We start from the raw sequence: 11,916 nt of genomic DNA on the forward strand, positions 1-11,916 counted from the left end.
AGTTCGGCCGCGGCACGCCCGACGACTGGGTGGAGCGGCATCTGTACTCGCGCTTTGTCTCGTGGGGCATTGCACTCATGCTGCTGGTCAACGTGGCGCTGTTCGGCGCGATCGGGCTGACCGTGTGGGCCGTGCAGATGGCCTGGATACCGTTCTGGGCGGCCGGCGTGGTCAACGGTCTGGGGCATTTCTGGGGCTACCGCAATTTCGAGGCGCAGGACGCGAGCACCAACCTCGTGCCCTGGGGCATCCTGATCGGCGGCGAGGAGCTGCACAACAACCACCACACCTACCCGACCTCGGCCAAGCTGTCGGTCAAGCCGTACGAGTTCGATCTGGGCTGGATGTACATCCGCCTGATGCAGAAGATCGGCTGGGCCAGCGTCAAAAAGGTCGCGCCGCGGCTGCGCCTGGGCGCCGTCAGGCCGGTGGCCGACGAGAAGACGCTGGAGGCGCTGATCGCGCACCGCTACGAAGTCATGGCCGGCTACGCGCGCAGCGTGCGGCGGGCTTGCCAGGACGAAATGGCCGCCTTGCAGGCGCGCCAAGCCGATGTCTCGGTGCTCCAGGCCGCGCGGCGCTGGCTGCACCGCGACGCCGAAAAAGTCCCGGCCCAGGTGCTGCCGCACCTGGAGCAGGCGCGCGCCGCGCACCCGGTGCTCGACAAGATGGTCACCATGCGCGAAGAACTGCGCCAGCTGTGGCTGAGCACCTCGCACTCGCGTGAGCAGCTCACCGCCGACCTGCAGGCCTGGTGCCACCGCGCCGAGGAAAGCGGCATCCATGCGCTGCGGGAGTTCTCAATGAAGCTGCGCGCCGCGCACGCCTGAGCACGGCCTACCGCTGCCCGCTGCATGGCCGCCTTGTCAGGGGGCCATGCGGTTTTTTTGCGCCCTCGATGTGAACGGGATGCTGCGTGCTGCGATGGCAGGGATGGGCAACGGCCCGCAATAACCCTGCGGCGGTGTCGGCAGGGGGATCGGATTGCAGTGGATGATTCAATCCGGTATCGATCTCTGCAAACCATGCCGCTGCTGGCGGCAAAACGATGAGCACCACCCCTTTGCCGCGTCCACGTCCTGGCCTTGCGCGTCTGTTGCCCGCCGGCGTCGACCCCGGCGCCTGGCCCTTGCTTGCTGCCCGGGGATTGCGCGCCTTTGGCGACGGGTACATGGCGGTGCTGCTGCCGGCCTACCTGCTGTCGATCGGATTGGGCACGCTGGAGGTCGGCATCGTCAGCACGGCGACGATGCTGGGCTCGGCGCTGGCCACGCTCGCGGTCGGCGCCTGGGGGTACCGCTTCGCGGGCGCACGGCTGCTGCGCTGCGCCGCCTTGCTGATGGCTGCCACGGGCTTGGGCTTTGCAGGCTTGTCGTCGTTCTGGCCGCTGCTGGTCGTGGCGCTGGTCGGCACGCTCAATCCGAGCTCGGGCGATGTGAGCGTTTTTCTTCCCCTGGAGCATGCCCGTCTGGCCGCGGCGGCCCAGGGCCATGCGCGGACCGCGCTGTTTGCGCGCTACAGCCTGGTGGGCGCGCTGTGCGCTGCGCTGGGCGCATTGGCTGCCGCCGTGCCGGACTGGCTGGTTCGACACGGCGGGCTGGCACGCCTCGACGCGCTGCGCGGGATGTTCGCGGTGTACGCCGCAATCGGGCTCGCCGTTTTTTGGCTTTATCGCAATCTGCCAGCGCACGCGCAGGGCGGCAACGCGGACAGCATGCCCGTCGCGGCGCCTCTGGGGCCTTCGCGCGGCGTCGTCGTACGGTTGGCGGCGCTCTTCAGCGTGGACGCCTTCGCTGGTGGACTGACGGTCAATGCACTGATGTCGTTGTGGCTGCTAGAACGGTTCGGCTTTTCGCTGACTCAGGCCGGCGTGTTTTTCTTCTGGACCGGCCTGCTGGGCGCGGCGTCGCAGCTCGCAGCGTCGGTGGTGGCCCAGCGCATCGGCTTGCTCAACACCATGGTCTTCACGCACCTGCCGGCCAACGCCTGCCTGGTGTTGGCTGCGCTGGCGCCGAGCCTGCCGGTCGCACTCGGCCTGCTGATGGTTCGCAGTGCACTCTCGTCTATGGATGTGCCGACGCGAACGGCTTACGTGATGGCCGTGGTGACCCCGGCCGAGCGCAGTGCCGCAGCAAGCTTCACGGCCGTGCCGCGCAGCCTCGCGGCTGCGATCAGCCCGACGCTGAGCGGCGCGCTGTTCGCGGCCGGATGGATCTCGTTGCCGCTCATCGCATGCGGCTTGCTCAAGATCACCTACGACCTTGCGCTCTGGCGGGCCATGCGGCGGAATCGGCTCGACGGGCAATAGGCATCGTCGTAACGCCCGGTGGCAGGGAGGTTTCGGAAAGCCCGCCGTGGCGGGCCCCGGCACAAAAAAACCGCCCGGCAGTGACGCGGAGGGCGGTTTTCGCTGGAAAAGCGAAGGCTGAATTACTTCAGCTTCATTTCCTTGTACTCGACGTGCTTGCGAGCCTTGGGATCAAATTTCATGATCAGCATCTTCTCGGGCATCGTCTTCTTGTTCTTGGTCGTGGTGTAGAAATGGCCGGTACCCGCAGTGGATTCCAGCTTGATCTTGTCGCGTCCGCCTTTGGTTGCCATGGTGGTTCTCCTTAAGCCTGGCCACGTGCGCGCAGGTCTGCGAGCACAGAATCAATACCGTTCTTGTCGATCAGACGCAGACCGGCGTTGGAGATGCGCAGGCGCACCCAGCGGTTTTCGGTTTCGACCCAGAAACGGCGGTATTGCAGGTTCGGCAGGAACCGGCGCTTGGTTTTGTTGTTGGCGTGGGAAACATTGTTCCCGACCATGGGCTTCTTGCCCGTGACTTCACATACGCGTGCCATGAGGACACTCCGATATTTTTTAACGGCCCTGGATCCAGCCACGCGCATGCGGGCATGCGCGCGGTGTGCCAAGGGCCTCACCTCGCCATTACAGGGTGGCGGTAACCCGATTGCCGTGGCCCACAGGGCCCTGGCCGTGCGCAGTCAAGAGCGCAGCCAGTTTTGGCAAAGCCGTGGATTATAGCGCGGGCTCAGGCAGGCGGGCCTTGCTCCAGAAAACGCTGCGCGTCGAGCGCCGCCATACAGCCCGTGCCGGCGCTGGTGATGGCCTGGCGGTAGACATGGTCCTGCACGTCGCCGGCGGCAAAAATACCGGGCACGCTGGTCTGCGTGGCAAAGCCCTTGAGGCCGGCCTGCGTGACGATGTAGCCGCCTTCCATGTCCAGCTGGCCCGCGAAGATCTCGGTGTTGGGCGCATGGCCGATGGCGATGAAGCAGCCCTGCAGCGCGATGTCCTGTGTGCTGCCGTCCTGCGTGCTCTTGATGCGGATGCCGGTCACGCCGCTGGCGTCGCCCAGCACTTCGTCGAGTGTGTAGAAGGTCTTGAGCTCGATCTTGCCCGTGACAACCTTCTCCATCAGCTTGTCGACCAGGATGGGCTCGGCCTTGAACTTGTCCCGGCGGTGGATCAGCGTGACCTTGCGCGCGATGTTCGACAGGTAGAGGGCTTCCTCGACGGCGGTGTTGCCGCCGCCGACCACGCACACGTCCTGCTCGCGGTAGAAGAAGCCGTCGCAGGTGGCGCAGCCCGAGACACCCTTGCCCATGAACGCCTCTTCCGAGGGCAGGCCCAGGTATTTGGCCGAGGCGCCTGTCGCGATGATCAGCGAGTCGCAGGTGTAGGTGCCGCTGTCGCCCCTGAGCGTGAAGGGGCGTTGGCTGAAGTCGACGTGGTTGATGTGGTCGAAGATGACCTGCGTCTTGAAGCGCTCGGCGTGCTCCAGGAAGCGCTGCATCAGCTCGGGGCCCTGCACACCGTGCACGTCGGCCGGCCAGTTGTCCACGTCGGTGGTGGTGGTGAGCTGCCCGCCCTGGGCCATGCCGGTGATGAGCACGGGATCGAGGTTGGCGCGCGCGGCATAGATGGCGGCGGTGTAGCCGGCGGGGCCGGAGCCGAGGATGAGAACTTTGGCGTGTTGGGGCTTGGACATGTTGGAAATTCAGGTTCTTGCGCCCGGTGCAAGGGGGCGAGGGCGCTGAAGGCAGATGGGAGCGAAGCCGCAAGTATCAACCAAGTGCGGCGCCAGACCCGCCAGCCGCGTCGCTGTCACGCTGATTGAAAAAACCAATGGCACTGCCCCGGCGCAGGCCTGTGCGGGCCGCGCCGGGGCTGCCAGGCCAGGCCAGGCCAGGCCATGGGCATCGGGTAAGCTTCGCCCGCACGCTTATGACCTACTCACTCAATACCCTGAATGCTTCATCTGGCGGCAAGTCTGCGCCGCGCTCCGGGGCCGCGCGCTTTGGCCAGGAGGTGGGGCTGGTTGCAGGCCTTCTGGCCCTGGTTTTCTGGTTGCTGGCGCTGCTCAGCTATTCGGCCCAGGACCCGGCCTGGTCCACCTCGGGGGCCGTGCCTGCGGGCATGGTGGCCAACTGGGCCGGGCGCCTGGGGGCCTGGCTGGCCGATGGCAGCTATTTCCTGCTGGGATTTTCCGTCTGGTGGTGCGTGGCGGCCGGCGTGCGTGCCTGGCTGTCGGCGCTGGCGCACTGGATGCGCGGCGGCGAGGACGCCGGCACGCCGCACCCGCTGGCGCGCCGTGCCCTGTTCTGGGGCGGCCTGGCGCTGCTGATGGCGTCGAGCACGGCGCTCGAGTGGTCGCGCATGTACCGCTTTGAGGCGCTGCTGCCCGGCCATGCGGGCGGGGTGCTGGGCTACCTGGTGGGACCGGCCGGCATGCATTGGCTGGGGTTCACGGGGTCGGGTCTGCTGTGCATCGTGCTGGCCGTGGCGGGCGCGGCGCTGGTGTTCCGCTTTTCCTGGGGCCATGTGGCCGAGGGCCTGGGCGCCCGCATCGATGCACTCGTGCAGTCGCGCCGGGAGCGGCGCGAGGTAGCCAAGGACCTGGCCGAAGGCAAGCGCGCCGCGCGCCAGCGCGAAGAGGTGGTGCTGGAGCAGCGCACCGGGACCGAGGAGCACCCGCCCCGGCCGGTGCAGATCATCGAGCCGGTGCTGGTCGAGCCGCAGCCCAGTGTGCGCGTGGCCAAGGAGCGGCAAAAGCCCCTGTTCACCGAGATGCCCGACAGCCGCCTGCCGCAGGTCGGCCTGCTCGATGGGCCGCAGCCGCACAAGGAAACCGTTTCGCCCGAAACGCTGGAAATGACCAGCCGACTGATCGAGAAGAAGCTCAAGGACTTTGGCGTCGAGGTGCGTGTGGTGGCGGCCATGCCCGGCCCGGTCATCACGCGCTACGAGATCGAACCGGCCACGGGTGTCAAGGGCTCGCAGATCGTCGGCCTGGCCAAGGACCTGGCGCGTTCGCTCAGCCTGGTGTCCATCCGCGTGGTCGAGACCATTCCGGGCAAGAATTTCATGGCGCTCGAATTGCCCAATGCCAAGCGCCAGACCATCAAGCTCAGCGAGATCCTGGGGTCGCAGATCTACCACGACGGCAAGTCGATGCTGACCATGGGCCTGGGCAAGGACATCGTCGGCAACCCCGTGGTCGCCGATCTGGCCAAGATGCCGCACGTGCTGGTGGCCGGCACCACGGGCTCGGGCAAGTCGGTGGGCATCAACGCGATGATCCTGAGCCTGCTCTACAAGGCCGAGGCCAAGGACGTGCGCCTCTTGATGATCGACCCGAAGATGCTCGAGATGTCGGTCTACGAAGGCATTCCGCACCTGCTCGCGCCCGTGGTCACCGACATGAAGCAGGCCGCGCACGGCCTCAACTGGTGCGTTGGCGAGATGGAGCGGCGCTACAAGCTCATGAGCAAGCTGGGCGTGCGCAACCTGGCCGGCTACAACGCCAAAATCGACGAGGCCAAGGCGCGCGAGGAGTTCCTCTACAACCCGTTCAGCCTCACGCCCGAAGCGCCCGAGCCGCTGCAGCGCCTGCCGCACATCGTCGTCGTGATCGACGAGCTGGCCGACCTGATGATGGTCGTGGGCAAGAAGATCGAGGAGCTGATCGCCCGTCTGGCGCAGAAGGCGCGCGCGGCCGGCATCCACCTGATCCTGGCCACGCAGCGTCCCAGCGTGGACGTAATCACGGGCCTGATCAAGGCCAACATCCCGACGCGCATCGCCTTCCAGGTCAGCAGCAAGATCGACAGCCGCACCATCCTCGACCAGATGGGTGCCGAGGCGCTGCTGGGCATGGGCGACATGCTCTACATGGCCAGCGGCACCGGCCTGCCGGTGCGCGTGCACGGCGCGTTCGTCAGCGACGAGGAGGTGCACCGCGTGGTCAGCTACCTCAAGAGCCAGGGCGAACCCGACTACATCGACGGCGTGCTCGAGGGCGGCACGGTCGACGGCGAGGGCGATATGCCCGGCGAGGGGAGTGAAGGCGGCGAAAAAGACCCCATGTACGACCAGGCCGTGGAGGTGGTGCTCAAGGACCGCAAGGCCAGCATCTCGTACGTGCAGCGCAAGCTGCGCATTGGTTACAACCGTTCGGCGCGCCTGCTCGAAGATATGGAAAACGCGGGCCTGGTCAGTGCCCTCACCACCAGCGGCCAGCGCGAGGTGCTGGTGCCCGCGCGCAGCGAATAGCCGCCGTCCCCCTTCTGGAGTCCCGATGAAAAAGATAGTCACTGCTGTTTTGATAGCAGCCAGCGCACAGCTGGCAAGCGCTGACGGCCTCAAAAGCCTTGAATCCTTCATGGCCCGCACCCAGGCCGGGCGCGCCGACTTCACCCAGGTGGTCACCTCGCCCCCCAAGGATGGGCAGGCCGCGCGCAGCAAGACATCGAGCGGCACCTTCGAATTCCAGCGCCCGGGGCGCTTCAAGTTCGTCTACCTCAAGCCGTTCGAGCAGACCATCGTGGCCGACGGCCGCACGCTGTGGCTCTACGACGCCGACCTGAACCAGGTCACGCAGCGCGCCCAGGCGCAGGCACTGGGCTCGACGCCGGCCGCGCTGCTGGCCGCGGCCCCCGACCTCAAGGCGCTGCGCGCCGATTTCACGCTGGCCTCTGCGCCCGCGCAGGACGGGCTGGAATGGGTGCTGGCCACCCCCAAGGCCAAGGAAGGGCAGCTGCAGAGCGTGCGCGTGGGCTTTGACGGCGACCAGCTGGCCGCGCTCGACATCCTCGACAGCTTCGGCCAGCGCTCGCTGATCCGCTTCACCGGCCTGCAGGCCAACCCGGTGCTGCCGGCCTCGGCCTTCGAGTTCAAGCCGCCGGCCGGCGCCGACGTACTCCGGCAGTAGCGTGCGCGGGTGCGCTACCCCGGAGCAGTGCCGGCCAGCACGGCCGCGACGCGCGCGCGCAAGGCCGGCACCAGCTCTGACTCGAACCACGGGTTGTGCCTGAGCCAGCCATTGTTTCGCCCGCTGGGGTGCGGCAGCACCACCACGCCGGGCCAGAGGGCCTGCCACTGCCGCACTGTCACGGTCAGCGGGTCGCGCGCGCCCGGCACATGCCAGGCCCGTGCGTACTGGCCGATCACCAGCGTGAGCTGCAGGTCCGGCAGGCGCGCGAGCAAGGGCTGGCGCCAGGCGGGCGCGCATTCCGGGCGCGGCGGCAGGTCGCCCGACGGGCCGGTGCCGGGGTAGCACAGCCCCATGGGCAGGATCGCCACCTGGTGCGGGTCGTAAAAGGTGTCGGGCGACACCCCCATCCAGGCGCGCAGGCGCTGGCCGCTGGCGTCGTCGAACGGCACGCCCGACAGGTGCACCTTCTTGCCCGGCGCCTGGCCGGCGACCAGAATGCGCGCGCGCGGGTGCAGCTGAAATACCGGGCGCGGACCCAGCGGCAGGCTCTCGGCGCACAGGGTGCAGCGGCGCACCTCGGCGAGCAGGGCGGGCAAGGTGGGCATGGGGCGGTGCCGTGCTCAGGCGCCCTGGCGCTGGTGCCCCGGCTTGTTCCAGTAGGTGAATTCGTCCGCGTGGACTTCGATGTCGATCTCCATCACGCGGGCCTGCAGGCGTTCCTGCACATCGGCCACGGCCTGGTTGTAGACCAGCGGCGCCAGTTCTTCGAGGAAAAAGCCGAGCAGGGCGCCGGCGGCCATGTTGCCGATGGGCCCGTCCATGTGCTGCGCGAAATAGCGCTCGATCGACGCCACGGCGCGTTGCTGCGCGTCTTTGGAGAGGTGGATGTCCATGGGTGGATTTTCACGCAGCCGCGCACCCGCGTCCGCGGCCTGTGTTGGAATCGGGCAGGACGCTGGCCATGCCGCCACCGCAAGAGCACACTGAGAACAGCATGACGGGACCCCATGATTTGAAACCGGCCGCAGCCACGCCGCACCAGCCCCTGGCCGAGCGCCTGCGCCCGCGCACGCTGGCCGAAGTGATAGGGCAGCAGCATGTGCTGGGGCCGGGCATGCCGCTGCGCCTGGCGTTCGAGTCGGGCCGGCCGCACAGCTGCATCCTGTGGGGGCCGCCGGGGGTGGGCAAGACCACCATCGCGCGGCTCATGGCCGATGCGTTCGACGCCCAGTTCATCAGCATCAGCGCCGTGCTCGGGGGCGTCAAGGACATCCGCGAGGCCGTCGAGCAGGCCACCGCGGCGCGCGATGGCCTGTTGCAGCAGCGCACCATCGTGTTCGTCGACGAGGTGCACCGTTTCAACAAGAGCCAGCAAGATGCGTTCCTGCCGCACGTGGAAAGCGGCCTGTTCACCTTCATCGGCGCCACCACCGAGAACCCGTCGTTCGAGGTCAACTCGGCCCTGCTGTCGCGCGCGGCGGTCTATGTGCTGCAGCCGCTGTCGAGCGACGATTTGAAGCAAATTGTGGCCCTGGCCCAAGCCCACCAAGCGCTTCCAGCTATTGAAGATATAGCAATAGAGCGGCTGGTGGCCTATGCCGATGGCGATGCGCGCCGCCTGCTCAACACGCTCGAGACCCTGGCCATGGCGGCTGCGCAGCAGCAGCTGGGTGACATCCGCGACGACTGGCTGCTGCAGGTGCTGGGCGAGCAGATGCGCCGCTACGACAAAGGCGGCGAGCAGTTCTACGACACCATCAGCGCGCTGCACAAGTCGGTGCGCGGCAGCGACCCCGATGCCGCGCTGTACTGGCTGGTGCGCATGCTCGACGGCGGCGCCGACCCGCGCTACATGGCGCGCCGCCTGGTGCGCATGGCCAGCGAGGACATTGGCCTGGCCGACCCGCGCGCCCTGCGCCTGGCGCTGGACGCGACCGAGGTCTACGAGCGCCTGGGCAGCCCCGAAGGGGAGCTGGCATTGGCCGAATGCGTGATCTACCTGGCCGTGGCGCCCAAGTCCAACGCGGTCTACAAGGCCTACAACGCGGCGCGCGCGCTCGTCAAGAGCGAGGGCACGCGCTCGGTGCCCATGCACCTGCGCAATGCGCCGACCCAACTCATGCAGCAGCTCGACTACGGCCGCGGCTACCGCTATGCGCACGACGAGGACGGCGGCTTCGCCGCAGGCGAGCGCTACCTGCCCGACGGCATGGCCGAACCCGGCTTCTACCAGCCCGTGCGGCGCGGACTGGAGATCAAGATCGCCGACAAACTCGACCAGCTGCGCGCGCGCAACGCCTCAGTGCGCACGCCCGACGGCGAGCGCTGAGCCCGCGGCGCGCGCGGTCGCGCAAAGGCGACCGGGGCGCGGCCCTGAGGGGGTGACAGGGTCCGAAAACCGATAAGTTTGCACATCTTTTTTGCATACTCGATCAGTATTTCTTATTCGTTGCAAGGCCGTCTGATGGGGTCAAAATCCGAGGGAAAACCCCGCCAAATCGGCTCTGGGCGCGGGTTTGCAAGGGACTACAATTTTGCACAGAAACCCGCATGGCTGCATTCCTGGCGGGTTTTTTGCTAGATGGATGCCAGGCCCACAAGGCTGTGCCGACCCCAGCGCCTTTGGCGTATGCCGCTACCAACGAAGGACATTTTTATGGACATTTTGCTGCAGCAGATCATCAACGGTCTGGTTCTCGGCAGCATGTATGCCTTGATAGCCTTGGGCTATACGATGGTGTACGGCATCATTCAATTGATCAATTTTGCCCACGGCGAGGTGCTCATGGTGGGCGCCTTGACGAGTTGGAGCTGCATCGGCTTGATGCAGCAGGCCATGCCCGGAACTCCGGGCTGGATCATCCTTTTGCTGGCCACCGTGATCGCCTGCGTGGTGGCCGCCGCGCTGAACTTCACCATCGAGAAGGTCGCCTACCGCCCGCTGCGCAACAGCCCCCGCCTGGCCCCCCTGATCACGGCCCTGGGCATGTCCATCCTGCTGCAGACGTTGGCCATGATCATCTGGAAGCCCAACTACAAGCCCTATCCCACCCTGTTGCCCACCACGCCGTTCGAGATCGGCGGTGCGGTCATCACCTCCACCCAGGTGCTGATCCTCGGGGTGACCGCCGTGGCCTTGGCTTCGCTGGTGTACCTGGTGAGCTACACGAAATTGGGCCGCGCGATGCGCGCCACCGCCGAGAACCCGCGCGTGGCGGGCCTGATGGGCGTCAAGCCCGACATGGTGATCTCGGCCACCTTCATCATCGGCGCCGTGCTAGCCGCGATCGCCGGCATCATGTACGCCTCCAACTACGGCACGGCCCAGCACACCATGGGCTTTCTGCCGGGCCTCAAGGCCTTCACGGCGGCGGTGTTCGGTGGCATCGGCAACCTGCCTGGCGCCGTGATCGGCGGCATCCTGCTGGGGTTGATCGAGGCCATCGGCTCGGGCTACATCGGCACGCTCACGGGCGGCGTGCTCGGCAGCCACTACACCGACATCTTCGCTTTCATCGTGCTGATCATCATCCTGACGCTGCGGCCCTCGGGCCTGATGGGTGAACGCATCGCCGACCGCGCCTGAGGACGCCTCCATGAAGCACAACAAACTCACGACCTGGATCCTCGGCGGCATTGCGCTGTTGGTGCTGCCCTTCATCCTGCAGTACTTCGGCAACGCCTGGGTGCGCATCGCCGACCTGGCCCTGCTCTATGTGATGCTGGCGCTGGGGCTGAACATCGTGGTGGGCTACGCCGGCCTGCTCGACCTGGGCTATGTGGCCTTCTATGCCGTGGGCGCCTACCTGTTCGCGCTGATGGCCTCGCCGCACCTGTCGGACACCTTTGCCGCGTTCGCCGCTATGTTCCCCAATGGGCTGCACACTTCGCTGTGGCTGGTCATTCCGCTGGCCTTGCTGGTGGCCGCCGGCACAGGGGTGTTGCTGGGCATTCCGGTGCTCAAGCTGCGTGGCGATTACCTGGCCATAGTGACCCTGGGCTTTGGCGAGATCATCCGCATCTTCCTGAACAACCTCGACCACCCCGTCAACCTGACCAATGGCCCCAAGGGCGTGGGCCAGATCGATTCGGTCAAGATCTTCGGGCTCAACCTGGGCAAGCAGTACGAACTGTTCGGCTTTGACGTCAACTCCGTCACGCTCTACTACTACCTGTTCCTGGCGCTGGTGATCGTCACCATCGTCATCTGCTACCGCCTGCAGGACTCGCGCATCGGCCGTGCCTGGATGGCCATCCGCGAAGACGAGATCGCCGCCAAGGCCATGGGCATCAACACACGCAACATGAAGCTGCTGGCGTTCGGCATGGGCGCGTCGTTCGGTGGCGTCTCGGGCGCCATGTTCGCGGCTTTCCAGGGCTTCGTCTCACCCGAATCGTTCAGCCTGATGGAGTCGGTCATGATCGTCGCCATGGTGGTGCTCGGTGGCATCGGCCACATCCCGGGCGTGATCTTGGGCGCCGTGTTGTTGTCGGCCCTGCCCGAAGTGCTGCGCTACGTCGCCGGCCCGCTGCAGGCGATGACCGACGGGCGGCTCGATGCGGCCATCCTGCGCCAGCTGTTGATCGCGCTGGCCATGATCATCGTCATGCTGCTGCGCCCGCGCGGCCTGTGGCCCTCGCCCGAGCATGGCAAGAGCCTCGAGCAAAAGTCCTGAACACCACCGAAAGTTAGA

12 protein-coding genes are annotated in these 11,916 nt (G+C 66.7%); 7 read left to right on the forward strand and 5 right to left on the reverse strand.

Annotation, left to right across the window (positions count from 1 at the left end):
- Both B2J89_RS02090 and B2J89_RS02095 read left to right on the forward strand, forming a co-directional pair.
- On the forward strand, positions 1-830 hold an 830-nt coding region (locus B2J89_RS02090; protein WP_240964695.1), incomplete at its 5' end, for a transposase.
- A gap of 218 nt (positions 831-1,048) precedes the next feature.
- On the forward strand, positions 1,049-2,308 hold the full coding sequence (locus B2J89_RS02095) for an MFS transporter (RefSeq protein WP_169167576.1): 1,260 nt from the start codon (positions 1,049-1,051) through the stop codon (positions 2,306-2,308).
- Between the two features lie 122 nt (positions 2,309-2,430).
- Here the strand turns inward: B2J89_RS02095 and rpmG are convergent, their stop codons facing one another.
- The 3 genes from rpmG to trxB form a co-directional block, all read right to left on the reverse strand.
- Positions 2,431-2,601 (reverse strand): 50S ribosomal protein L33, encoded by a 171-nt coding sequence (rpmG, locus tag B2J89_RS02100; protein ID WP_027995663.1) that lies wholly within the window; start codon positions 2,599-2,601, stop codon positions 2,431-2,433.
- 11 nt (positions 2,602-2,612) lie between these two features.
- Entirely contained in the window at positions 2,613-2,846 is a 234-nt protein-coding gene (rpmB, locus tag B2J89_RS02105) for a 50S ribosomal protein L28 (protein WP_106445425.1), read from the reverse strand.
- 191 nt (positions 2,847-3,037) lie between these two features.
- Complete coding sequence (gene trxB / locus B2J89_RS02110; RefSeq protein WP_169167577.1) at positions 3,038-3,997, reverse strand: thioredoxin-disulfide reductase; 960 nt, start codon at positions 3,995-3,997, stop codon at positions 3,038-3,040.
- 236 nt (positions 3,998-4,233) lie between these two features.
- On the opposite strand from trxB, the gene B2J89_RS02115 reads away from it, so the two are divergent.
- Together B2J89_RS02115 and lolA are read left to right on the forward strand one after the other, a co-directional pair.
- Positions 4,234-6,561, forward strand: a complete 2,328-nt coding sequence (locus B2J89_RS02115) for a DNA translocase FtsK (RefSeq protein ID WP_169167578.1) — start codon at positions 4,234-4,236, stop codon at positions 6,559-6,561.
- Positions 6,562-6,586: 25 nt separating this feature from the next.
- Positions 6,587-7,219 carry an outer membrane lipoprotein chaperone LolA gene (lolA, locus tag B2J89_RS02120; protein ID WP_169167579.1) on the forward strand — a complete coding sequence of 211 codons (633 nt, stop codon included), beginning with the start codon at positions 6,587-6,589 and terminating at the stop codon, positions 7,217-7,219.
- 14 nt (positions 7,220-7,233) lie between these two features.
- On the opposite strand, the gene B2J89_RS02125 is transcribed toward lolA, so the two are convergent.
- Together B2J89_RS02125 and B2J89_RS02130 are read right to left on the reverse strand one after the other, a co-directional pair.
- On the reverse strand, positions 7,234-7,827 hold the full coding sequence (locus tag B2J89_RS02125) for a uracil-DNA glycosylase family protein (protein ID WP_169167580.1): 594 nt from the start codon (positions 7,825-7,827) through the stop codon (positions 7,234-7,236).
- A 15-nt stretch (positions 7,828-7,842) separates the two neighbouring features.
- Positions 7,843-8,115, reverse strand: a complete 273-nt coding sequence (locus B2J89_RS02130; protein ID WP_169167581.1) for a DUF2164 domain-containing protein — start codon at positions 8,113-8,115, stop codon at positions 7,843-7,845.
- A 101-nt stretch (positions 8,116-8,216) separates the two neighbouring features.
- Here B2J89_RS02130 and B2J89_RS02135 point away from each other — a divergent pair, with 101 nt between their 5' ends.
- The 3 genes from B2J89_RS02135 (at position 8,217) to B2J89_RS02145 (ending at position 11,898) form a co-directional block, all read left to right on the forward strand.
- Positions 8,217-9,551 (forward strand): replication-associated recombination protein A, encoded by a 1,335-nt coding sequence (locus B2J89_RS02135; RefSeq protein WP_169167582.1) that lies wholly within the window; start codon positions 8,217-8,219, stop codon positions 9,549-9,551.
- Positions 9,552-9,878: 327 nt separating this feature from the next.
- Entirely contained in the window at positions 9,879-10,808 is a 930-nt protein-coding gene (locus B2J89_RS02140; protein WP_169167583.1) for a branched-chain amino acid ABC transporter permease, read from the forward strand.
- 10 nt (positions 10,809-10,818) lie between these two features.
- Positions 10,819-11,898, forward strand: coding sequence for an ABC transporter ATP-binding protein (locus B2J89_RS02145; protein WP_169167584.1), 1,080 nt, complete (start codon positions 10,819-10,821; stop codon positions 11,896-11,898).
- Positions 11,899-11,916: the final 18 nt, after the last annotated feature.

It is taken from the genome of Acidovorax sp. SRB_24 (genome assembly GCF_012931925.1).